Origin of the sequence: Streptomyces sp. NPDC005878 (assembly GCF_040629815.1) — a bacterium.
In the GTDB taxonomy this organism is placed as follows: domain Bacteria; phylum Actinomycetota; class Actinomycetes; order Streptomycetales; family Streptomycetaceae; genus Streptomyces.
Genome location: NZ_JBEXWK010000018.1, coordinates 153,726 through 175,929 on the forward strand (window position 1 = coordinate 153,726; position 22,204 = coordinate 175,929).

Annotated in this window: 22 protein-coding genes; 9 read left to right on the top strand and 13 right to left on the bottom strand. The window is 73.2% G+C overall.

Translation table 11 applies throughout. The features are described from left to right. A complete protein-coding gene (locus tag ABZ404_RS25000) occupies window positions 1–2,337 on the bottom strand; it encodes a protein kinase (RefSeq protein WP_358834485.1) in 2,337 nt (778 codons plus the stop codon). A 36-nt stretch (window positions 2,338–2,373) separates the two neighbouring features. Continuing rightward, the gene (locus tag ABZ404_RS25005; protein WP_358834484.1) at window positions 2,374–3,165 is read right to left on the bottom strand and encodes a polysaccharide lyase family 7 protein; all 792 of its coding nucleotides are present in this window, start codon (window positions 3,163–3,165) and stop codon (window positions 2,374–2,376) included. 285 nt (window positions 3,166–3,450) lie between these two features. Between ABZ404_RS25005 and ABZ404_RS25010 the strand changes: the two genes are divergently transcribed. The 4 genes from ABZ404_RS25010 (at window position 3,451) to ABZ404_RS25025 (ending at window position 7,367) form a co-directional block, all read left to right on the top strand. Continuing rightward, the gene (locus ABZ404_RS25010; RefSeq protein WP_358834483.1) at window positions 3,451–4,293 is read left to right on the top strand and encodes an aquaporin; all 843 of its coding nucleotides are present in this window, start codon (window positions 3,451–3,453) and stop codon (window positions 4,291–4,293) included. Window positions 4,294–4,409: 116 nt separating this feature from the next. Next, a complete protein-coding gene (locus ABZ404_RS25015; RefSeq protein ID WP_358834482.1) occupies window positions 4,410–4,961 on the top strand; it encodes an AAA family ATPase in 552 nt (183 codons plus the stop codon). Between the two features lie 76 nt (window positions 4,962–5,037). Further along, window positions 5,038–6,291, top strand: coding sequence for a 4-hydroxybenzoate 3-monooxygenase (locus tag ABZ404_RS25020; RefSeq protein ID WP_358834481.1), 1,254 nt, complete (start codon window positions 5,038–5,040; stop codon window positions 6,289–6,291). Between the two features lie 146 nt (window positions 6,292–6,437). Then, complete coding sequence (locus ABZ404_RS25025; RefSeq protein ID WP_358834480.1) at window positions 6,438–7,367, top strand: alpha-L-glutamate ligase; 930 nt, start codon at window positions 6,438–6,440, stop codon at window positions 7,365–7,367. Between the two features lie 83 nt (window positions 7,368–7,450). Here ABZ404_RS25025 and ABZ404_RS25030 read toward each other — a convergent pair whose 3' ends face one another. After that, on the bottom strand, window positions 7,451–7,738 hold the full coding sequence (locus ABZ404_RS25030) for a hypothetical protein (RefSeq protein ID WP_358834479.1): 288 nt from the start codon (window positions 7,736–7,738) through the stop codon (window positions 7,451–7,453). 227 nt (window positions 7,739–7,965) lie between these two features. Here ABZ404_RS25030 and ABZ404_RS25035 point away from each other — a divergent pair, with 227 nt between their 5' ends. Further along, the gene (locus ABZ404_RS25035; RefSeq protein ID WP_358834478.1) at window positions 7,966–8,154 is read left to right on the top strand and encodes a DUF6381 family protein; all 189 of its coding nucleotides are present in this window, start codon (window positions 7,966–7,968) and stop codon (window positions 8,152–8,154) included. A 222-nt stretch (window positions 8,155–8,376) separates the two neighbouring features. Here ABZ404_RS25035 and ABZ404_RS25040 read toward each other — a convergent pair whose 3' ends face one another. The 3 genes from ABZ404_RS25040 to ABZ404_RS25050 form a co-directional block, all read right to left on the bottom strand. Beyond that, window positions 8,377–9,210: a polyphosphate polymerase domain-containing protein gene (locus ABZ404_RS25040; RefSeq protein ID WP_358832068.1), complete on the bottom strand. Its 834-nt coding sequence runs from the start codon at window positions 9,208–9,210 to the stop codon at window positions 8,377–8,379. Beyond that, window positions 9,207–9,830, bottom strand: a complete 624-nt coding sequence (locus ABZ404_RS25045) for a DUF4956 domain-containing protein (protein ID WP_358832067.1) — start codon at window positions 9,828–9,830, stop codon at window positions 9,207–9,209. Before ABZ404_RS25045 ends, ABZ404_RS25040 begins: the two co-directional genes overlap by 4 nt. Window positions 9,831–10,029: 199 nt before the next feature. Further along, window positions 10,030–10,596 carry a thiol:disulfide interchange protein DsbA/DsbL gene (locus ABZ404_RS25050; RefSeq protein WP_358832066.1) on the bottom strand — a complete coding sequence of 189 codons (567 nt, stop codon included), beginning with the start codon at window positions 10,594–10,596 and terminating at the stop codon, window positions 10,030–10,032. A 128-nt stretch (window positions 10,597–10,724) separates the two neighbouring features. On the opposite strand from ABZ404_RS25050, the gene ABZ404_RS25055 reads away from it, so the two are divergent. Beyond that, window positions 10,725–11,564, top strand: coding sequence for a carboxymuconolactone decarboxylase family protein (locus ABZ404_RS25055; protein ID WP_358832065.1), 840 nt, complete (start codon window positions 10,725–10,727; stop codon window positions 11,562–11,564). Between the two features lie 76 nt (window positions 11,565–11,640). Here ABZ404_RS25055 and ABZ404_RS25060 read toward each other — a convergent pair whose 3' ends face one another. The 3 genes from ABZ404_RS25060 to ABZ404_RS25070 are packed head-to-tail and all read right to left on the bottom strand — an operon-like array spanning window position 11,641 to window position 15,363. After that, window positions 11,641–13,233, bottom strand: coding sequence for a class I adenylate-forming enzyme family protein (locus ABZ404_RS25060; RefSeq protein ID WP_358832064.1), 1,593 nt, complete (start codon window positions 13,231–13,233; stop codon window positions 11,641–11,643). Next, the gene (locus ABZ404_RS25065) at window positions 13,230–13,670 is read right to left on the bottom strand and encodes a thioesterase family protein (protein ID WP_358832063.1); all 441 of its coding nucleotides are present in this window, start codon (window positions 13,668–13,670) and stop codon (window positions 13,230–13,232) included. The genes ABZ404_RS25060 and ABZ404_RS25065 overlap by 4 nt, the downstream gene beginning before the upstream one ends. After that, complete coding sequence (locus tag ABZ404_RS25070; RefSeq protein WP_358832062.1) at window positions 13,651–15,363, bottom strand: AMP-binding protein; 1,713 nt, start codon at window positions 15,361–15,363, stop codon at window positions 13,651–13,653. Before ABZ404_RS25070 ends, ABZ404_RS25065 begins: the two co-directional genes overlap by 20 nt. Before the next feature lie 665 nt (window positions 15,364–16,028). Here ABZ404_RS25070 and ABZ404_RS25075 point away from each other — a divergent pair. Continuing rightward, on the top strand, window positions 16,029–16,199 hold the full coding sequence (locus ABZ404_RS25075) for a hypothetical protein (RefSeq protein ID WP_358832061.1): 171 nt from the start codon (window positions 16,029–16,031) through the stop codon (window positions 16,197–16,199). A 158-nt stretch (window positions 16,200–16,357) separates the two neighbouring features. Here the strand turns inward: ABZ404_RS25075 and ABZ404_RS25080 are convergent, their stop codons facing one another. The 3 genes from ABZ404_RS25080 to ABZ404_RS25090 all read right to left on the bottom strand — a co-directional run bounded on the left by ABZ404_RS25080 (window position 16,358) and on the right by ABZ404_RS25090 (window position 18,711). Further along, complete coding sequence (locus tag ABZ404_RS25080; RefSeq protein WP_358832060.1) at window positions 16,358–16,489, bottom strand: hypothetical protein; 132 nt, start codon at window positions 16,487–16,489, stop codon at window positions 16,358–16,360. A gap of 35 nt (window positions 16,490–16,524) precedes the next feature. Beyond that, window positions 16,525–17,067 carry an FABP family protein gene (locus ABZ404_RS25085; RefSeq protein WP_358832059.1) on the bottom strand — a complete coding sequence of 181 codons (543 nt, stop codon included), beginning with the start codon at window positions 17,065–17,067 and terminating at the stop codon, window positions 16,525–16,527. Window positions 17,068–17,286: 219 nt separating this feature from the next. Further along, complete coding sequence (locus tag ABZ404_RS25090; protein ID WP_358832058.1) at window positions 17,287–18,711, bottom strand: amidase; 1,425 nt, start codon at window positions 18,709–18,711, stop codon at window positions 17,287–17,289. A 144-nt stretch (window positions 18,712–18,855) separates the two neighbouring features. Here ABZ404_RS25090 and ABZ404_RS25095 point away from each other — a divergent pair, with 144 nt between their 5' ends. Next, window positions 18,856–19,608 carry a TetR family transcriptional regulator C-terminal domain-containing protein gene (locus tag ABZ404_RS25095; protein WP_358990891.1) on the top strand — a complete coding sequence of 251 codons (753 nt, stop codon included), beginning with the start codon at window positions 18,856–18,858 and terminating at the stop codon, window positions 19,606–19,608. Here ABZ404_RS25095 and ABZ404_RS25100 read toward each other — a convergent pair. Continuing rightward, a complete protein-coding gene (locus tag ABZ404_RS25100; protein WP_358832056.1) occupies window positions 19,600–20,961 on the bottom strand; it encodes a cytochrome P450 in 1,362 nt (453 codons plus the stop codon). The genes ABZ404_RS25095 and ABZ404_RS25100 overlap by 9 nt on opposite strands. Before the next feature lie 377 nt (window positions 20,962–21,338). Here ABZ404_RS25100 and ABZ404_RS25105 point away from each other — a divergent pair, with 377 nt between their 5' ends. After that, entirely contained in the window at window positions 21,339–22,103 is a 765-nt protein-coding gene (locus ABZ404_RS25105; RefSeq protein ID WP_358832077.1) for a MerR family transcriptional regulator, read from the top strand. Window positions 22,104–22,204: the final 101 nt, after the last annotated feature.

Sequence of the window (22,204 nt, forward strand, 5' to 3'; positions counted from 1 at the left end):
TCACGGCCGGTCGGGCGTGTACGGGCGGCCGTCGGCGGAGGTGACGGCGATGGTGGTGGTGCGGCCGGTCGGATCGATGCGGATGATCGGGATGGCCTTGTCCCGGGGCCCGCCGTCGCCGTCGACGGCGACCCAGCCGCTCGCACCCGCCACCGGCGGTCCGCCGCGCAGCGCGGCGAGCGTCCGGTGGACGTCGGTGGCCGTCGGGTCGGAGACCGCGGGGGTGGTGCGCAGCGCCCGGGTGGCGAGCAGCACCGTGTCGTACATCATGATCGCCCGCCCGTCGTCGAGACGGGAGCCGGGGAACGCGGTGGCGAACGTGCCGTCGCGGAACGGGGCCACGGCCCGCGGGGCGAACGCGTGCGGCGCCACGCGCCAGGCCCCCGGGTGCGCGAGTCCGGTGTAGACGAGGTCGACGCGGCCCGTGCGCAGCGCCGCGGCCAGTTCCCGCGGGCCGAAGCCGTCCGTGCGGACCACCTGCGTGGTGTCGTCGCCGGACAGGACCGTCAACGGGCGGTCCCGGCACGGCCGTTCGGCGAGCGCGGTCAGGAACGCCGGCAGCGAGGTGCCGCGGCCCGCGAAGTAGACGACGTCCGGCCGGGCGGCACACAGCTCGCCGCTCTGGCCGCGGAAGATGCCGGTGGGGTCGGGCGCGGCCGAGTCGAACAGCAGGGCGCCCGCCAGCCGTTCGGCGGGCATCCGGGCGCGGAACTGCGTGGCGAGCGTGCTGGTGTACTGGTCGCCCGCGGCGACGTCCTCGACGAGCAGGAACCGGTCGTCGGCGCGGCCCCTCGCCGACAGGAACCGTACGGCCGCCGCGGCCTGGTCGGCGTTGGCGGGCGCGACCCGGAGGAGACCGGGCGTGCCGGCCCAGGAGTCGGCGGTGAGCACCGAGCCGAACGCGGGCAGCCCCGCGGCGGTCAGCTGCCCGACCATGTCCTGGCTGGAGGCGGTGCTGCCGCCCAGTCCCACGGCGGCCACGATGTGCTCGGCGCGCCGGCGGTGGAGCACCTGTCCGACCGCGTAGGCGCGCTGCTCGGCGCTGCCGCCGGTCTGGGCGACCAGCACTCGGATCCTCGGCCCCGTGCCGGGCTCCCGGTTGGCCTCGCGCTGGGCGAGATAGGCGCCCTCCAGATCGTGCCGGACGCTCGCCATCATGCTGGTGCCGTCGTATGCGGCGGTGATGGGCGTGAGGTAGACGACGGAGGCGTACGGCCGGGCGTGCGGCCCGGTGGAGGCCCCGACGACCTCACGGTTCTCGGCGTGGATCAGCGTCAGGACCGGGGCCAGGTCGCTCTCGGAGGCCTGCGGGGGACCCGGCCGGGCGAAGGCGCCGGCGAGCAGGCCGACGCAGGTGCGCTCGGCGCCCTCGCCGACGGCGCGCTGGCCGGTGGCGCAGCCGGAAGCGCCCGGCAGCACGGCGGACGACGGCGCGTCGGCCCCGGCCAGCAGGGCGGCGAGCACGGCGAGGACAGCCGGCGCCGTGCGGCGCCACCGCCCGCGCGCCGGGAGCGCCCCGCTCTCCTCGCATCCGCCCGCCCCGGCCCGGGCGGCCAGGCACAGCACCTCGTCCAGACGGGGCCGCCGGCCGGGCTCCTTGTCCAGGCAGCGAGTGACGAGCGCGCCCAACGGCCGGGGCAGCCCGGTCAGATCCGGCTCCTTGTGCACCACGGCGAAGGCGGCGGCGATCGGCTCCGCGCCCGCCGCATCGGCGTCCTCGAACGGGCTGCGCCCGAGGGCCGCGTACGCCAGCACGGACCCCAGCGCGAACACGTCGGTGGCGCAGGAGACGCGGTGCGGCCCGCACAGCTGCTCGGGCGCCATGAACGCGGGAGTGCCGACCATCGCGCCGGTGTGGGTCAGCGCCCGGCTCTCCGACACCGCCTTGGCGATGCCGAAGTCGATCACCCGGGCGCCGTCCTCGGCGAGCAGGACGTTGCCGGGCTTCAGGTCCCGGTGCACGATTCCCTGCCGGTGGATGTCGCGCAGCGCCTCGGCCAGTTGACCCGCCAGCCGGGCGATGTCCGCCACCGGCAGCGGACCGCCCGAACCGACGCGCGCGGCCAGCGACTCGGCCGGTACGTACTGGGTGGCCAGCCAGGGCGGGTCGCCGTCAGGGGCCGCGTCCACCACCGAGGCGGTGAACGCGCCGCTGACCTTGCGGGCCGCCGCGACCTCGCGCCGGAAGCGGGCCCGGAAGTGCGGGTCGTCGGCGTACTCGGGCCGGATCACCTTCAGCGCGACCTGGCGTCCGGTCGGGCTGCACGCGAGGTACACCACGCCCATCCCGCCGGCTCCGAGCCGCCGTTCCAGGGTGAACTCCCCGATCCGCCGCACCAGGACAACATAGCGAAGCGGGAAGGGGGCGTGTGCTCAGCCGTGGGAGACCGTGAGCTTGTAGAAGCCGACGCGGGCGCCCCTGGTGGTGCTGTCGGAGGACGACTGGTTGTACGAACCGGCCTTGAAGTACTGCTTGTAGCCGTTGAACGAGGACGGGATGGCGTAGTGCGTCGTCGTGCCGTTGACGGTGAGGTCGATCGTGTGGCCGCCCGACACACCGATCGTGTAGCTCCACGTCTTGCCGACCGCGACGTGCCCCACGGTGTGGAGGGTCTGGCCGCCCGACGGAGAGTTCTCCGTGCCGAGGACGATGTCGCCGCCGGCGCGGTAGTACAGCTCCAGCAGCGGTTTGGTGGAGGAGCCGCCGGTGCCGAGGTGGATCTGGCCCACGCAGACGTTCGATGTCACGGACACCACGCGCAGGGTCGCGCTGAGCCGGTGGGTGCCGCTCAGGGGCCAGTTGGCGGAACTGCCGTCGCGGTTCATCTCGCGCAGCTCGGAGCGGGCGTAGTGCGAGTTGGGGGTGGTGACGCCCTTCTCGGGCGCCCAGAACGTCATCGCGCCGTCGCGTGTGTCCGTGGAGAAGTAGGCGTCCTGGAAGCCGTTGGGCCCCTGGAGCCGGGACGACGGGATCGTGGTCGGCGAGCCGGGGGAGCCCACCGGCTCCTGGAGCTGCCACACGGAGAGGTCGAAGTTGCCGCCGGGCGCGACCGACGGGTCGGCGAGGGCGCCGGTGGTGGCGGCCGAGGCGGCGGGGGAGAGCAGGGCGAGGCCGCCGGCCGTGGTCGCGGCGGTCACGTATATGAGCAGGGAGCGGATGCGCATGGGAGGCGTCCTGTCATGTGGGGGGACAGATGCTCGGAGCGAGGCTCTGGGGCGAGCCGTAGGTTCACATGCATGAACCTCATGTGGTGACGTGAACTCGGAGAACCGTAGAACTCCGGGATGCCCGCGTCAATGGCCGGGAGGCGACGGGGAATTCCCCACCCGTACCGGAACGCGGGGAAGCCGCCGCCGCCCCGCCGCAAGACGCTGTTCCCGGTCATTTCGCGGCCGGTTGGGCCCTTCGCCGCGTTCCGGCGGGCGGGCGGCCCTACCCTGCGCCTGTCCATGGCCGCCCGCAGGGGCGGCGGGCGGGTCGGCCGAGACGAGGGGGACGGACCGGTGTCCGACGGGGGAGCGGGGACGGGGCGGGCGGTGGCGCCGGACGGGCCGCGGCTCGCCCCGGGGAACGAGCCGTGGCGGGGCGCGGCGGTGGAGTGCGCGCTCACCGCGGCCATGATGTTCGTCGTGGTGACCGCGGTGCGGTGGCTGCTCGATCCGGGCTCGCCCCTCTTCATCGCGGATCCGCGCCTCGCGCTGGGGGTGGTCGGGGCCCTGGTCGCGGTGCTGCTGGCGGGGCTGATCCTGAGCCCGGCGGGCCGCCGGTCGGGGGCGCACCTCAACCCGGCCGTGAGCCTGACCCTGTGGCTGATGCGCGTCTTCCCCGGAAGGGCGGTGTTCCCTTACGCCGTCGGGCAGTTGGCGGGAGGACTGGCCGGGACCGCGCTGGCCCGGCTGGTGTGGGGGCCGGTGCTCCAGTCGGCGGCCCTCAGCGACGGACTGGCCCGCCCGGGGCCCGGCCGCTCCTCCCTGGCGGTCTTCGTCCTGGAGGCGGCGAGCTTCGCGGCGGTGGCCCTGCTGATCGGCTTCTTCGTCGCCCACCCCGGGCTCGCCCGGCCCATGCCGTACGCCGTGGGTCTGGTGGTCGGCCTGATCATCGCGCTGCTCGGCCCGGTGAGCGGCGGTGCGGCCAACCCGGCCCGCCAGCTCGGCCCGGCCGCCGTCTCGGGCACCACCACCGCGCTGTGGGCCTACCTCACCGCACCCCTGCTGGGGGCCGCACTCGGCGCCCTGGTCCATCGCGGATACGTCGTGGCACGCCCCAAGCCGGGCGCGTACGGGCGCGGTTGACCGGCCCGCGCGGGACGGAAATCCAGGTGCCCCGACCGGCGGGGTGCGTACCATGCGGACCGTCGTACGGACCGAGGGCCGACAGCGCCACAGCAGTGCAGAGGAGCGGAGCAAACGTGCCGGAAACGTTCTTCCAGGGGCAGGCCGTCGACACCGGCCCCGCCTCCGCGGTGTTTCTCGTCATCGGCATCCCGGGGTCCGGCAAGAGTTCGGTATCGGGGGCGCTCGCCCGCCGGTTCCCGCTCGGCGCGCACATCGAGGGCGACCGCCTCCAGGACCTCGTCGTCGCGGGCGGGCGCCCGCCCTCGCCCCGCCAGGACCTGGAGGCGGACCGCCAACTGCTGCTGAGGGCCCGTAACGCCTCCGTGCTGGCCCGCAGTTTCCATGCCGCCGGTGTGGTTCCGGTGATCGACGACGTGGTGGTCCGACGGGCCCATCTGGACTTCTATCGGGAGCAGTTGAAGGACCTCCCCCTACGGCTGATCGTCCTGGCCCCGGCGCCCGAGGTCGTCTCGCGCCGGGTCGTCGAGCGGGACAAGGTGCTGGCGGACGACTGGTCGTTCCTGGACGCGGCGCTGCGCGGTGAACTCGCCGGTCGGGGAACGTGGTTCGACAGCTCCGACCAGACACTGGAGGAGACGGTCGACGCCATCCTGGCCCAGCGCTGAACGGCCACCGGAAGGGACGGAACCTTCGGACCGTCCAGCCCCCACGCCCCACGCGACGCGAAAGGACGAACGCGCCATGGCGGACACCGTCACCCGGACCCAGGTCGGCATCGTCGGCGCCGGCCCGGCCGGACTCATGCTCTCGCACCTGCTCGCCCGCTCCGGCATCGACTCGGTGGTGGTCGACCACCGCACCCGCGCCGAGATCGAGGGCACCAGCCGCGCGGGCATCCTGGAGGCCGACAACGTCCGGCTGCTGACCGACTCCGGGGTGTCCGACCGGGTGCGGCGCGAGGGGCGCCCGCACGACGGCATCGAGCTGCGCTTCGGCGGCGAGAGCCACCGCGTGGACTTCCGCGCCCTGGTCGGGGAGAGCGTATGGCTCTATCCGCAGACCGAGGTGTTCACCGACCTCGCCGACGCCCGCGCCCGCGACGGCGGAGACGTACGCTTCGGCGTCTGTGGCACCCGGGTCGTCGACCTCACCTCCGAACGCCCGGGCATCCTGTTCACCGACGCCGACGGGGCGGCGCGTGAATTACGCTGCGACGTCCTGGTCGGCGCCGACGGCTCGCGCGGGGTGTGCCGCTCCGCGGTGCCCGAGGCGGAGCGCACCCACTACGTCCGGGAGTACCCCTACGCCTGGTTCGGCGTCCTCGTCGAGGCCCCGCCCAGCGCCCCCGAACTCGTCTACACCCACTCCCCACGCGGCTTCGCCCTGATCAGCCAACGTACGGAGTCCGTGCAGCGCCTGTACTTCCAGTGCGACCCCGACGAGGACCCGGCCGCCTGGACGGACGACCGGATCTGGGCCGAGCTCCAGGAACGGGTGCGCGGCGCGGACGGCTTCACCCTCAAGGAGGGCCCCGTCACCGACCGCTCGCTCCTGCGCTTCCGCAGCTTCGTGTGCGAGCCCCTGCGCCACGGCAACATGCTCCTGGCCGGCGACGCCGGCCACACCGTCCCGCCCACCGGAGCCAAGGGCCTCAACCTGGCGCTCGCCGACGTCCGGCTGCTCGCCGAAGCCCTGGAGACGGCACTGACCACCCGCGACCGCGCGGCCCTCGACACATATGGGCCGCGCGCCCTGCACCGCGTCTGGCGCGCCCAGCACTTCTCGTACTGGATGACGACGATGCTCCACCGCGCCCCCGGCACCACCGACTTCGACCTCCGCCGCCAGCTCGGGGAGCTGGCCGCGGTGGTCGACTCCACGGCCGGCTCCACCTACCTCGCGGAGGCGTACACGGGGTGGAGCGAACGCCGGCCGGGGCCGGGCGGGGCGCGGGCCCGCGTGGTGAGGGCGGGCGCCGGGCCGCTCCCAGGTTGACGGAAAGCCTACTGTGGTCCGGGGCGGGCCCTTCCGTACATTCGGGGAACGCTTCTGTCCGAGTACCGCAGCAGGTTCTTCATCCTTCGCACCGGTCGCGGGCCGCGTCCCGGCCGGGCGCGAGGGGGCAAGGGGACCAAGCCGGGATGAGTGACCGCGAGATCGTTCTCATGACCGACCACAGCTCGACGGAGGGCAGCCGCGCCGCCCTGGCCGCCGCCGTGGAGCTCCTGACGGGACGGCCGCCGGTGCCGGTCGACGCACGGCACTTTCTGACCGGCGGGTCCGGCCGGACGCGCTTCGTGGACCGTGCCGTACGTCTGGAAGTGCCGACGGAGCACCTGGTGGTCACCCCGTCGGTTCTCCTCGTCTACGAGGTCCAGCCGCCCGAACGCCGCCGCTTCGAACCGTTCCAGCGGCTGATGGCCCGTCACGGGACGGTCTCCCTCGGGACGGACGCCGACGCGTGGCGGGCGGCCACCGACAAGGACCTGACGACGGCCCGGTTCGCCCTGCACGGCATCCCGCACATGCAGACCGTGACCCTGGAGCGGCCGAGCGTGGACGTGGCGGCGGCCGCGTTCGACCGGCTCGGCCGGGACGTCTGGGCCCGGCCCGCACTCGGTACCCGTGGCGACGACGTCCGGCACATCACCACGTTCGCGCAGCTCTTCCAGGCGCTCGCCCACTTCGCCGACACGGAGCAGACGTGGCTGATCTCCCGGGACGCCCGGAACTTCAACGCCGCCGGGCAACGCCACCAGTTCCGCGTGTCCGTGCTCGACGGGCGCGCGGTGCAGGCGTGCGAACACGTCCAGGGCCGCCCGGACGAGCCCTGCAACGAGGCCCAGGGCGCGGCCTGCACCCCGATGCCGGTGGACGACCTGCCGGTGGACCTCTGCGAGCTGGCGGTCGCCGCCACCAAGGCCGTGGGGCTGCGCTTCGGCGGCGTCGACCTCGCCGTCGAGAACGGCGGCGCGGTGTTCGAGGTCAACGTCCATCCGATGCTGGGCGCGGCCCATCCGGCGGAGTCGGTGGCGGTCCCGTATGTGGAGGCGCATCTGGCCATGCTGTGACGGATGGCCGGCCCGTCCCGCCGGGAGCACGTCGGCCGCCACCAGGACGGTGCGGGCCGGGTCCCGCGCGGCGCGGGCCGCCCCTAAGCGTCGGCGGCCACGTAGTGGTTGTGTACGCGCGCGACCTTCGGTTCCGGGCCCTGGGGCAGGTCGGTCTCGGCCGCGAGCGGGGTCACGATCGACATGAACTTCTGCATGGCCTGCTCGGACTCCCACAGGTCGGTGATCTGCACACCCCCGCCCGTCTGGACGCAGATGTGGGCCAGACAGCCCTCGAAGGGGTTGCCGGGCAGAGCCCGGAGCTTGGCGTGGAGGGCGTCGTACTGGTCCGTCGTCACACCCGGCAGCTCGACCTGCATCAGAATCGCCATGGGGTTCTCCTCCGCGAAACGGGGTTCCCGCCCCTCCCCGCCGCCATGGTGACGGCCCGTACCCACGGACAGCAGAGCACGCCAGGACCCGCCGGGCATCCCGTTCGGCGCCGGACGAGTGGCCTGTCCTGCGGCGATAGCGGTGCGTGAGCGTTCCGGATGCGCGGGGTGCGCAGCGCTGATTCTCTGGTGGCGTCCGCTCCCCCCCCAAGAACTCAGGAGTGATCATGAGCATCGCAGACGAGACCGGTGGCCGTGCCCGGCAGATGCGCCAGAAGGCGGAGCAGCTGGAGCAGGCCGCCGAGCGCGCCAGCGACCCGGCCGAGCGTGACCGGCTGAAGCAGAAGGCGCGCCGGCTGCAGGAGGAGAGCAGGCAGACCGACCAGATGGGCAGTGGCGGCATCGACCCCATGTGACACCCCCGTAGGGGAGCCCCTCGCACGCGTGCGGGGCGCTGACTCCCCGCGTGAGTGACCGGGCCGGCCGGTGACACCCCCGCGACGACGCGGGAGCACGGTGTCACCGGCCGGCCTCTGCCGTCACGGGGTGCTCAGCTCCACCCAGCGAGACCCGGCCGCCCGGCCAACGCCCCGGAGGTTCTTCCGGCGCCCCTTCGCGGCCGCGCCGTCGGCCGTCCGCTAGGGAGCGTGCGCCCCGTCGGTGACGAAGGTCCGGCGGGCCGCCCGGCGCCAGCGGTTGGCGGGCAGGGAGGGGCGCAGCACGGCGAGGGCGCCGCAGTACTTGGTGAAGACGGCGGGCCGCACCCGGTGGGCATGGAGCAGGCGGTCCGCCTCGGTCAGGTGGTCGGCCGACTTCGTCTCGACCAGGACGAGGCCGCCGTCGCACCGTACCCGGCTCCCGGTGCGCAGGTCGACGCAGACCAGCCCGGCGTCGCAGGTGATGCGCTGCCCGTCGGCCACGAACGTCGAACGGAGGTAGTCCGTGCTGAGCGAGGACCGCAGCACCGGCGGCGGCGCGATGCCGTACGCGCGGTGCAGGGTGTCCGCGAGGAACGCCCGGGGTGTGTCGTCCAGCGGGGTCTGATCACCGGTCAGGGGGACGCGGTACTTGACGGTGTCGCCGCGGCCGCCCTTGAGCTTGATCTCGAACTGCCGCTCCCCGCTGTCCGCGTAGAGGCGCTCGCGGATCTTGAAGCGGCAGCGGCGGCCCTGGCGGTGGTCGTGAAAGGAGCGCAGTTCCGGGGTGTCGAAGTAGACGGAGTGGTACCGGAAGGCGCGGCGGCCGTCGATGGTCAGGGCCCGGAACGGCTCGCCGCCGGGGGAGGACCGAGTGAGGTGGCCGATCACCCGCAGGAAGGTCGCGGCGGGCACGAGGTAGCTGCGGTCGAAGCGGGCGAGCAGGGCGGACCGCTCGTTGAGTTCGGCGAGCGAGACGGGCGCGGCCCGGTGGGCGGCTTCGTCGATGGCCCGGACGGCCGCCGTCGGAGCCGGCAGGAAGGTGTCGGTGCTCATACGGCGTCCACAAGGGTCTCGGGGCGGTGCGCGGTCCCGGCGCCCCGGCGGGCGGCGCCGACGCCCGGTTCGCGGTAGCGGACGTCGACGACCATCAGGTCGCGTACGAAGTCGATCTCCATCACCGTCCAGTGCAGCGGCTCGCCCAACCGGCGCGCGAGGTCCGCGCGGAGCGCGGCGGGGTCGCCGTGCACCGCGTCGAGGGTGACCACCGAGCGGCGTACCCCCGACAGCAGCCTGGGGTGGTCCGCGGTGTAGACGACCAGCAGGAGGACGGCGCTCAGCGTGGCCGCGAGCCAGAACCCCAGGTGCGGCAGCCCGCACAGGAGCCCCAGGACGAGCGTGGTGAAGTAGTACGCCACCTCCTCGTGCTGGACGGCGTCGGAGCGCAGCCTGATGATCGACAGGACGCCGAAGAGACCGAACCCGAGCGCCATGCCGCCGCTGCCACCGACTTCGGCGAGGGCCGCGACGATGGTGAACAGGGCCACGTTCAGAGCGAGATACGCGGGTACGAGGTCGCGCCGCCGGTGTCTCGGGTAGTAGATCGCGAAGGTCAGCAGGCATATCGCCGTGAGGTCGAGACCGAGGTGGGCGGTGAGGTGACGCAACGAGTCCAAGACTCCGCTCCCTGTGCGTACGGGGTGGGACCCCCAGACTCTAGGAGTACGCAGGGTGACCGGTTGGCAACTTCCCGAGGAACAACACGGATCGCTGACGGGGGCGGAGGGTATTTGTCCGATACCGCACGGCTGGTGTCGTGTTCCGCGCTCTTGCCGGACCGGTCCTGCCGGCGGTCGAGAAGGCCGGGCGCACCGGCTACCGGCCGCGTACCATCGCCACGAGCCCCTCCACCACCCGCACCAGCTCCGCGGGGCTGCCCGCCGTCCTGAGGTCCGTCCGGTACGTGCCGTTGACGAGGAAGGCGGGGACGGTCTGGACGCCCGCCCTGCGCGCCTGCGCCTTGACGGCGGCCAACTGCCCCTTCAGGCCGAAGGAGTCGAGGACCGCGAGGTAGCGGGCGCGGTCGACGCCGAGCCCGGCCACGAAGTCCGCCTGCTCCTCGGGCTCGGCCAGCCGCCTCCCCTCGCGCTGGACGGCCTCGTGGACGGCCCGCATCGTCTCCGTGTCCGCGTGCCCCAGGGCCTCCAGCGCGAAGTGCAGCCGCGCGTGCGCGTCCCACGGGCCGCCGAAGGGCGCCGGCACACGGACGAACGTCACCCCGCTCTGCCGTCCCGCCCAGCGGCGCACGGACGGCTCGATGGCGTACGAGTGCGGGTCCCCGTACCAGAAGAACTCCCACACCTCGACCGTGCCGGCCGTGGTCCTCGGGACGGGCGGGGACAGCTCCACATACCGTCCGCCCGTCGGAATCTCGTCTGCCATGTGCTGCTCTTCCTCACCTGTGTACCGGCGCCGCCCCGGTCGGCCGCGGCCGGGCCGTGGCGCCACTTTTCCGCGCCGGGCGCGGTCCGCTTGCGCTGGAGTGCGCTCCAACCCCTAGTTTCGTGCATATGAACAGCGCACAGAACTCCGAAGCCGCGTCCCCCGCCCCTTCCACCACCGCCGCCGGGCCCGCCGACGAGCGCTTCGAGCGCGGCCTGGCGCTGCTGCGGAAGGTCGGCGGCCAGGAGCGGCCCGCCGTGCCCGACAGCCTCGCGGACATCGCCCCCGACCTCGGCCGGATGACCGTCTCCTTCGGCTACGGGGAGCTCCTGGCGAACGACCGGCTCACCCTGGAGCAGCGCGAGCTCGCCACCGTCGCCGCACTGGCCGCGATGGGCACGGCCGCTCCCCAGCTGCGCTTCCACATCGACGGCGCGCTGAACGTGGGCGTCACCCCGGCCGAGGTGGTGGAGGTGCTCATCCACACCGCCGTGTACGTGGGGGTGCCCGCGGCGCTCAACGGCATCGCGGTGGCCCGCGAGGCGTTCCGCGACCGGCCCGGACTCGCCCACGAACCGGTCGCCACCGGCGAGCGCGGGCAGCGCTACGAGCGGGGCCTCGCCAAGCTCGCGGAGGTCGACGGCCACGCCGGGGAGGCCGTCGTCGCCTCGCTCCAGGACATCGCCCCCGACCTCGGGCGGTACATCATCGAGTTCGCGTTCGGCGACGTCTACTCCCGCCCCGGCCTCGACCTGAAGTCCCGTGAGCTGGCCACCGTCGCGATGTGCACCGCCCTCGGCACGGTCGCCCCGCAGCTGCGCGTGCACATCCACGGCTTCCTCAACGTCGGCGGCACCCGCGAGGAGGTCGTCGAGGTCATCACGCAGATGGCCGGCTACGCCGGGTTCCCGGCGGCGCTCAACGGGATCGCCGCCGCCCGCGAGGTGTTCGCGGAGCGGGACCGCTGACCCCGCCCCACGGGCCTACCCGCCCGTGGGCGGGGCAGAGGTCAGCGGCTTCCGCCGAGGGAGCCCGGCGGGGCCGTCAGCCTTCGGTGTCCGCGAAGGCCACGCGCATACTGCGCTTCAGCGCCTTCCCCGTGACGCCCACGTGTTCCTCGGCGCCCTTGACGAGGACCTTCGCCACCAGCGGCCAGCCGCGCTCCGCGAGCAGGGCGTTGACCCGTGAGCGCAGGTCCGCCAGTTCCTCCTCCGAGGACGGCACGTCGATACTGAGCACGGGCACCTGGCGGTCGTCGCCCTCACCGCTGTCGACACCCACGACCGAGCAGTCGACGAGACCGGGGAAGTGGCGCAGTATCAGCTCCTCGGTCTGGGCGCTGTAGAGGACGCCGTGCGCGGTGCTGATGCGGTCGGTGGTCCGGTCGACGTGGTAGCAGAGGCCGTCCTCGCCGCGGTAGGCGAGATCACCGGTGAGCCAGTAGCCCTGGATCCGGTTCTTCTCGCTGAGCAGGCTGTTGTTCCAGTAACCCCCGGTGATCGTGGGCGACTTGAGGGCGAGGCGGCCCACCGTCCCGTCCGCCACGGGCTCGTCGTCCGCGTCGAAGATCTGGACCTCCACCCAGGCGAACGGGCGGCCGATGCACCGCTGGTAGCGGTCGCTGGTCGGCGTGTGCACCGTACGGAACATGGCGAAACCGAACTCGGAGGAGCCGAAGTTGTCGATGAACAGCGAACCGGGCCGCGGGTTCCCGTCCCGGTCGACGTGGTTGCCGCGCGCCACCAGCTTGCGTATGTGCCGTTCGTGGTTGGCGTCGCCGGTGGACATCCACCGGGCGACCGAGGACAGGTCGTAGGCGTCGAGATCGACGCGGCACAGGTCGACGAAGGTCTTCGGGAAGCCCGCCACCAGGTGCGGGCGGAACTCCTGGATGGCGAGGGCGATCTCCTCGGGACCGCGGCGGGTCGCGAGCAGCGTGGTGGCCCGCCGGGCGACCGCCGACATCAGCACCGAGATCGCGGACGCGTGGCTCTGCGGCAGGGCCGAGAGGATTCGGGTGCCGAGGTCGGCCCGGATCTGCTGCCGGACGCCGAAGAAGAACCCCTTGTGGTTGAACTGCACGGCCTTGGGGATGCCGGTGGTCCCCGAGGTGTGGGCGATCAGCACCGGGTCGTCGTCCTCGTGGGTGAAGAGCTTGTAGGCCCCCTGACCGTACGGCTCCTCGGTGTAGTACGTGATCGGTAACCGGTCCTCGGCGAGCCGCTCGGGGTCGGTGACCACGGCCGCCGCCCCGACGTGCTCGACGAACCGCGCCGCGGTCTCGGAGGGGAGCGAACTGTTCACGAACACCGGAATGGCGCCGATCTTCGTCAGCGCGATGTAGTGCACGAGATAGCGCACGCTCTCGGCCACATAGACGGCCACCGGGTCCTTGGGGCGGATGCCGTCGGCGTAGTACCCGGCGGCCACCCGGTCGGTGAACTCGTCGAGCGCCGCCAGGGTGAGCCGGTCGTGGCGGGTCCCGGTGGGAGCGCGATAGGGCAGGTCGAGTTCGATCACGGTCTCGGCCGTCTCGCTCGCGGCCGCCGCCAGCCGGAAGAAGTTGCCCGCGCCGAGGCCGTCGGTCTCGATCAGGCCGATGAGGTCGGCGGCGGAGTCCCTGCGGTCGGTCGTCATGTGTATCGCTCCATCGCTGTACGGATGTCCTGGGGGATGGGGATCGGGCCGTGCCCTTCGAGCGACGTGGTCACCAGCACCGCGCGGATGCGGGCGCGCACGTCCTGGCCCGGCGCCCCGGTACAGGCGTAGCGCAGCTCGAACGAGGACGTGCCGATGCGTTCGACGGTGAGCGTGATGTCCAGCGCGTCGCCGAGCCGGCTCGGCGCGAGGAAGTCGCATTCCAGGCGGACGGTGGGAATGCCGATCCGCCGCTCGGCGAACAGTCCCGCGTAGCCGACCTCCAGCCCCGTCTCGAACCAGTCCTGGAGCACCTCGTTGATGAGGAGCAGATACTGCGGGTAGAAGACGATGCCCGCCGGATCGCAGTGGTGGAAGAAGACGCGCTTGCGCTGGGTGAAGCCGGCCGCGCCGGCTTCAGAGGGAGGCGGCGTCACCACTCGCTCCTTCCCGCTCGGCCGACGGAGCGGAGCCGCCGTCGGCGCCGCGCAGACGGAAACGCTGGATCTTGCCGGTGCCGGCCCGGGGGAGTTCGGCGCAGAACGTGATGAGGCGCGGATACTTGTAGGGCGCCATCTCGGCCTTGGCGAACCGCTGGAGTTCCAGAACGAGTTCGGGCGAGGGGGTGTGCCCCTCCGCGAGCACGACGTGGGCCCGCACCACCGCCCCGCGCTCGTCGTCCGGCGCGGCGACCGCCGCGCACTCCTTCACGGCCGGATGGGTCAGGAGGGTGGCTTCGACCTCGACGGGCGAGATGTTGTATCCGGCCGACACGATCATGTCGTCGAGGCGGGCGTGGTAGTGCAGATAGCCGTCCTTGTCGGCCCAGCAGGCGTCGCCGGTGAGGTTCCAGCCGTTGCGTACGTAGTCCGCCTGCCGCGCGTCGTCCAGGTAGCGGCAGCCCGTCGGCCCCTTGACGGCCAGCGCGCCGACCTCCCCGTACGGCAGGGGGCGCCCGGCGTCGTCGACGACCGCGGCGAGGTAGCCGGGCACCGGGCGTCCGAGCGCGCCGGGCCGGGTGGCGGCCTCGTCCCCGCGCATCGCGATGAAGATGTGCAGCATCTCGGTGGAGCCCAGCCCGTCGATCAGGTCGTGGCCGGTGCGCTGCTTCCACATCTTGCGGGTGACGGGTGGCAGCGGTTCCCCCGCCGAGACGCATTCGCGCAGCGAGGACAGTCGGTACGGGGCGGGGTCCATGCACATCGCCCGGTACGCGGTCGGGCCGCTGAAGCAGACCGTGGCCCGGAACTCGTCGATCGCCCGGGCGAGGTGGCGGGGTGAAGCCCGGTCGAGCAGGACGACGGAGGCGCCGATGTGCAGGGGGAAGAGCAGCAGCCCGCCGAGGCCGTAGGTGAACGCCAGGGAGGGGGTGCCGATGAAGCGGTCGTCGCTGGTGGCCCGCAGCGTGTGCTGGGGGAAGGAGCGGCACACCGCCATCACGTCACGGTGGGAGTGCACGGTCGCCTTCGGCATCCCCGTGGTGCCGGAGGTGAAGGCGATCAGGCAGGGATCGGTGGCGGCGGTGTCCGCGGGGGAGAACCGGCCGGGGTGGCGGGCCATGGCCTCTTCGAGGCCGGCGCCCGCGCCCGGGTCCGTGCCGTCCCGCGTCGCGCCCGGGTCCGTGTCGTCCGGCGTCGCGCCCGGGTAGTACATCGTCCGCGGCGCGCTCCCGTCCGTGCGCGCCGCCTCCAGTTCGGCACTGAGGGCGGACTCGCACAGCGCGTGGGTGATGCGTGCCTTGTCGATGACGTACGCGAGTTCCTTGGCGCGCAGCAGCGGCATGGTGGCCACCACCACCCCGCCGGCCCGCACCACGGCCAGCCAGATGGCCACCGTCATCGGGGTGTTGGTGCCCCGCAGCAGCACCCGGTTGCCCGGCACCAGGCCCATGTCCTCGGTGAGGACGTGGGCGATGCGGGAGACGGTGGCGTGGAGTTCCGCGTAGGTCCAGCGCACCCCGTGCGGCGAGAGCACCGCGAGACGGCCCGAGCGGTCGGCCGCGCCGACGGGGCCGTCGAGAAGCTCCGTCGCGCAGTTGAGCCGGGGCGGGAAGCGCAGCGTGGGCAGGTCGAGCAGGGTGTCCGGCTGGAGGGCGGGGGGCGGTAAGTGGTCCTGCACGAAGGTGTCCACGTGCCCGGTGCCCGTTTCGGGTGGCGCGGGAGGCGCGGAGGAGGACGGGGGCGGTGACGGGGCGGGAAAGGAGGATGGGGTGCTCAACTGCCTGCCCTTCGGGTGGCTTCCGGTCGGCTGACGCCTCATTCAAGGGGCGACGGCGGGGGAATGCGTTGACGATGCGTGCACGGTGGTGGCCTGTTCGTGCGCGGACCGCGCGTACCGTCCCCCGTGGCGTGGACGTGCCGCTACGGGGAAGTGGGGGGCAGGTGGTCGGGAGAGGGGGGCGAGTGCCGTCTCCGCCACGCTAGGGGGCTTCCAGGCGAGGCGTAATCCCGCAGTTTAGGGATTGCGCAATGACGCGGAGCGTGAGGCCTTGGGGAGGGCTCGCTGGCTGAAATGACCGTCCCGAACCGGCAGTTGGGCACACCGGCCCCTTGGCCGGAACCGTGTGGAGCCCGCCAGACGCGCCGCCGAGCCGGCTCCCCCGCCCATCAGCTCGCCGGGCCTGCGGGGCCACCCGCCGCCCCTGCGGTGCGAGCACCGACCGGATCTCTGCGCAGGGCGGCCGGAAGGCCCAGGGGGCACGCACCTGCCGCCCGATATGCCTGTAATGCGATCTTCGTACGTATGTGCGAGCCTGGTGGGGTTCACCCTCCGCGGTCCTTGAAGGAGGCAACGTCGTGGGTAAGAAGCAGACCCGGCAGAACCGTGGCGCCCGCACCGGCGGACACGAGCGCGCCGCGACGGCGGAGACGAAGGAGTCGACGGGGTCGCCCGCGGTACGGGAGGCGATGCACCCGGTCCCGCAGGAGCCCTCCCACAAGCAGTCACGGAAGTTCGGGCACAACTGACCGCCGTCGAAGCGGAAGGGGAGACGACGGCTCCCCCGGGCGACGGGAGTTGGCGGGGGAGCCGGTCGTGCGGCTGGGACCGGCCGCAGGTCCGACGTCTCCGGAGCCGCGCCGGGCGTTACGCCCCGGCGCGGCTTTGCGCGCGGTGCGGCGGGGCGTCAGCGCGGCCCGAAGAGGAACAGCGCGAGCAGCAGCAGGAGCAGCAGCGACCAGCCGAGCACGCCGACGCTCCGGCGGTGCGGGTTGCGCCCCTGGGGCCATGCGTCGACGTCGTGCGGGTCTCTGTCCATACGGGCCAGCTTACGAGCGGGCGGCCGGGGCGCGGCTATGCCGTGCGCCGTAGGCGTGCCGAGAGGTGGTGCTGGAGCGGTTGGCCGACCGCGGCCAGGTCGTGGACGAAGGTGAGGGTGTCGTCGCCGGTGAGCGTGTAGCGGCGCCGGGTCGCGGTCACCTCCTTGGCTGTCGGGGTGAGGGCCACCTGGTCGGCCGAGAGGTCGACGGTGTTCTCGCCCGCGTGGCCGACCGCGATCTCCGCGATACCGGTCGGCTGGGTGATCAACGCCTCCACGCGGCCGTCCGCCTGGAGCCGCCACCAGCCGCTCTCCCGCGCCGAGGGGCGCAGCGGCGCGTCGTCGACCCCGAGCAGCCAGGCCCGCGCCTCGTACCGCAGGAAGGGGCGCCCGTCGTGGCTGAAGACGACTTCCTGCGCGTAGGAGAACTCCCCGTCGATCGTCGGATACGCCCCCTGGCCCCGGCCGTGCCAGGTGCCGATGAAGCCCAGCACCGGCCCCAGCAACTCGTGCGGTGCGGGCACGTCGTCGATGCGCCCGCTGTCGGGGTACGGGTTGTCCAGCACAGGGTCGAACACGGGGGCACTCCTGGGGTCGGGGGCGGCGGCCGGGCCGGCACCGGGTGGGTGAAGCCTAGAACGAGTACCCCCGGGCGACGGGCTTACCGCCCCGCTGTCGGCGGGTGGTGGACCGGCCGCAGTGGTCCCGTCGCGGGCCGAGCGGCCGCCCCCCCGCACGGTCCGGCCCGCGCCACCCCTCGACGGCTGCGGACCGGCGCCCCCAGATCGTCGGCGCCCCTACCGGGCCGGCCGGGGATCCACCGGCGTCAGCACCCCGAGCCGGTCCTCGACCGCCTGGGCCGCGTCCAGGCACAGGTCCTCGCGGAAGGGGCGCCCGATGATCTGCACCCCGCAGGGCAGCCCGTCGGTCAGCCCGGTCGGCACGGCCACGGCCGGTACGCCCACGAAACTCGTCGCCGTGCACAGGCGCATCGCCGAGGCGACCCGGTCCCGGCCCGCCCTGTCGCGCGACTCGAGACCCGGCTCGACCGGCGGCTCGGTGAACGACGGACCGAGCACGAGCGGGTACGTGTCGAGGAACTCCGCCCAGGAGCGGCGGATGTTCATCCACGTGCCCATGAGCCGCATGACCTCGTCCGCGCCGGTGGCGGGCGGCGTCCGCTCCATCGCCATCTCGATGTAGCGGTGGCCGCCGTCGCCCAGAAGGGTGCGCACCACGGGCCAGTTGGGGGCGAACTCGGTCACGGTGATCCGGTCGTACGCTTCGAGGGTCTCGTCCAGCCGTGGCACGTCCGCCACGTCGCACACGTCGTACCCGGCGTCGCGGAGCGCGTCGGCCGCCCGCTGGAGCGCCGCCGCGACCGCGGGGTGGACGCCGCGGCCGCCGGGGTCCGCGACGACCGCCACCTTCACGGCACCGGGCAGCGGGGCGCCGTACGCGGGCACCGGAACGGCACGCGGGTCCCGGGGATCGGTGCCGGCCAGCACCTCGTAGGCCAGGCGCAGATCGGCCACGCTCCGGGCCAGCGGTCCGTCGGTGACCAGCATCTGGGAGGCCGGGCCCGGGTCGTCCGGCCCCAGGACGCGATGGTCGGCGGGAAAGCGTCCGGGGGTCGGCTTGAGCCCCGCCACGCCGCAGAACTGGGCGGGGACACGGATCGATCCGCCGGAGTCGTTGCCCAGCCCGATCGCCGCCATCCCCGTGGCCACGGCCACCGCGTCGCCCCCGCTGGTGCCGCCGGGCGTCCGCTCGTGGTCCCACGGGTTGAGCGTGTCACCGAACAGCTCGCTGCGGGTGTGCATCCCGGCCAGGATCAGGGTGGGCATGTTGCTGTGCCCGATGGGGACGGCGCCCGCGGCACGCAGCCGGGCCACCGGGGGTGCGTCGGCCGGGGCGACCAGATCGCGGAAGCGTGGCACGCCGAAGGTGGTCGGCACGCCCTCGATGGGTGTGGACTCCTTCACCGTGAACGGCACGCCCGCGAGCGGCCCGAGAACCTGCCCCGCCGCACGCCTGCGGTCGGTCCGCTCCGCGCTCTCGCGGGCGCGGTCGGCCAGGAGCTGGGTGACGGCGTTCACCTGCGGATTGACCGCGGCGATGCGCTCCAGATGGCTCTCGACCAGGTCGACGGCCGACACCTCCCCGCTCCGTACGGCCGCCGCCTGTGCCGTCGCCGGCCTGCGCCACAACGCGTCCCGCATGGTTCGCACTCTCCCGCCCTTGTTCCGATGCGCTTGCATCGGAACCATATCCTGCTTACCGATGCGAGTGCATCGAATAAAGTGGCCGCCTCGGCGCGAGGAGCGCGAGGAGCGCGGTGAACACGGCCCAGGGAGGCGGACGGGATGCCCAAGCAGGTGGACCACGAGGAACGGCGCCGACTCATCGCCGACGCCGTATGCCGGCTCGCCGACGAGCGCGGGCTGGAGGGGGTGACCCTGCGCGATGTCGCCGCCCGCGCGGAGGTGTCGATGGGGGCGGTCCAGCGCTGCTTCCGCACCAAGGAGGAGATGCTGGTCTTCGCCCTGGGCGTGGTCGGTGAGCGGATCACCGCGCGCGTACGGGCCCGTCTCGTCGCGAGTCCGGCCCAGTCGGCCGCGACCGCGCTGGGCCACGCGGTCGGCGAGGTCTCCCTGCTGGCGCCGGAACACCGTGCCGAGGCCCGGGTGTGGCTCGCGTTCGTCGCCCAGGCGGCCGTGAACGAGGCGCTGGCCGACACACTGAAGGCCAGCTACGCGTCCCTGCACGAGGTGTTCGCCCGGCTCATCGAGGAGGCCGACGAGAGCGGCGGGCTCGGGGAACCCGTCGACGCCCAGCCCTCAGCCCCCCAGGCCCCCGCCTCCCATCCCTCAGCCCCCCAGCCCCCCGCCTCCCATCCCTCAGCCCCCCAGCCCCCCGCCTCCCCGCCCCCGGCCGTGCAGTCCCTCGCCTTCCAGCCCCTGGACCCCCAGCACGAGGCCCGCGCGCTGCTGGCGCTCGCCGACGGGCTCACCGCACACGTCCTCGTCGGCCACCTCACCGCGCGCCAGGCCCAGGACGTTCTCCACACCCATGTGTCCCGGCTGTGGGAGCGGCCGACCCGCCCTCGCTCAGGCTGAACCGGGCGGGGCGGAGCGGGGTGTGCACGTCATGTCGAGCGGGCCCGGCCCCAGCGTGCCGCGCACCCGAACGTGCAGGGTCGCCCCGGGATCGGGCGTCAGCTCCCAGCGGCTGCACACCGTGGCCAGCGCCAACGTCATCTCGGTGAGCGCGAACTGGTCGCCGATGCACTTGCGGTTGCCCCCGCCGAAGGGCACGTGCGCCCCCCGGGGAAGTGCTTCCTCGTCGGCGGCCCAGCGGTCCGGGTCGAAACGCTCCGGGTCGGGGAAGAGCTCGGGCTGGTGGTGCAGGAGGTAGGCGCTGTAGAGGAGCGCGGTGCCCTTGGGCAGGGGGTGACCGGCGAGAGTGGTGTCGGTCGTGGTGACACGGGTGAAGAACCAGCCCGCCGGATACATGCGCATCACCTCGTGGATGACGCGCTGGGTGTAGGCCAGACCGTCCAGATCGGCGGGTGTGGCCGTGCGCCCCGCCAGGGTGGCGTCCACCTCCGCGTGCACCTGCTCCCGTACCTTCGCGTCCTGGCTGATCAACCACAGGGCGAAGGCGAGGGTGTTGGCCGTGGTCTCGAAACCGGCGCCGATCATCACCATCAGCTGGTCGCGGATGTCCGTGTCCGACATCGGCTCGCCCGTGTCGTCGTCGTGGGCGTTCAGCAGCATCGACACCAGGTCGTGCTCACCGGGTGCCGCCCGCCGCGCGGCGATGATGTCGTCGATGGCGCGGTGCAGCCGCCGACAGGCCTGCCGGTAGCGGCGGTTGCTCCGGGTGGGCAGCCGGTAGAGCGGCCCGAGCGGCAGCATCACCCTCTGGTAGATGCCGTCGATGACGGTGTGCAGGCTCTCCAGCACCTCGGCCACCGCCGAGTCCTCCGCCTCGGCGGCCAGCACGCTGCGGGTGACGATGCGCAGGGTCAGGGTGGTCAGCGCGGCGGTGACGTCCAGCCGTTGACCGGGCCGCCAGGCGGTGGTCATCCGGTCCACCTCCTCGCCCATCACCACCCCGTACCCCTCGATACGGCCGGGCTGGAAGGCGGGCTGCATCTGACGGCGCTGCCAGCGGTGTTCACGCCAGCCCGCCATCGGCAGACTGCTGCCGAACAGCACCCGCGCCTTGTCGAAGAACGGGCCGCCCTTGTCGAAGGTCCGCGAGTCGGTGAGCATCTGGTGCGCCGCGTCCGGGCGGCAGACGACATACGCCGGCCAGGGCCCCATCCCGATCCGTACGAGGTCCCCGTGGGCCGGCAGCGACGAGAGGAACTCCAAGGGCCGGGAGTGGAGTTGCCAGGCGTGGCCGAGCAGCGGCAGACCGCCGGGAGCCACACCGGCGCGCGCCGGTGAGGGGGTGGTGGTCACAGCGGGACACCTCCAGGGGAGACATGCCGGGCCCTGTGCGCGGCAGGCCGTCGGCTTCCGACTATCCTCCCCACGCCCCCGTACGGGAACCCGGCGCGAAGCAGCCCGCGAGGGCGCGGCGGGGACGGTCAGCACCCCCTTGCCCCCGGCCCGCACGAGGAGGGCGACGCACCTCCTCGACGCCGAACGCGGCGTCCGGCCTGGGGCTGCCGGGGCGCGGCATCGGGGGAGGGGGCTTCCCGGGGGGGGGCTTCCGGGAGGGCCTCGGGGAGGGAAAGGTTTCAGCGCCCACGTCGCGGCTTGCGGTTGCCGTAACGTCAACTTCTAGTGTCCTCGGTGTGGCCGGAAAGACCGGCCCGGCGATGGGAGGCACGGCCATGACCTGGTCGATCGCGGACGTGGCCCGGATGTCCGGGGTGACGTCCCGGACGTTGCGGCACTACGACGAGATCGGCCTGTTGCCGCCCGCGGGGATCGGCGTCAACGGGCACCGCCAGTACGAGGAGGCCGACCTGCTGCGTCTCCAGCAGATCCTGCTCATGCGGGAGCTGGGCCTGGGGCTGCGCGAGATCCAGGCGGTCCTGGACAGCCAGGCCGACCGGGTGGCGGTGCTCCGCGAGCACCACCGGCGCCTGCTCACCGAGCGCGACCGGCTGGAGACGCTGGCCCGCACGGTCGGCCGCACCATCGCCGAACTGGAGGAGAACGAGGACACCACCATGGCGAGGATCAACCGCCCGGAGAACCTGTTCGAGGGCTTCGAGCACACCGACACCGAGACCGAGGCGGAGGTGCGGGAGAGGTGGCCGGAGGCCTGGGAGGAGTCCCGGCAGGCCGTCGAGACGATGACGCCCGACGACACCGAGCGCTGGCAGCGCGAGGTGACGGCGCAGATGATCCGTTTCGCGGAGTTCATGGTGGCCGGTACCCCGGTCACCGACCCCGCGGTGCAGGCCGAGACGCACCTCCACTACCAGGGCGTCTGCCGCTTCTGGACGCCGAACGCCGCCGCGTACAAGGGGCTGGGCCAGACCTACGTCGACGACCCGCGGTTCCGGGAGAACTTCGACAGGATCGCCGACGGGCTCGCGGTCTACCAGCGTGACGCGATGGTCGCCTACGCCGACACCCGGCTCGGCTGACCGTCGGCGCCGAGGCGTGCCGTACCCGGTGGGGGGGGGGGGGGGGGGGCCCGGCCCCCCCCCCCCCACCCCCCCAACCCCGGGGGCCGCCCCCCCGCAAA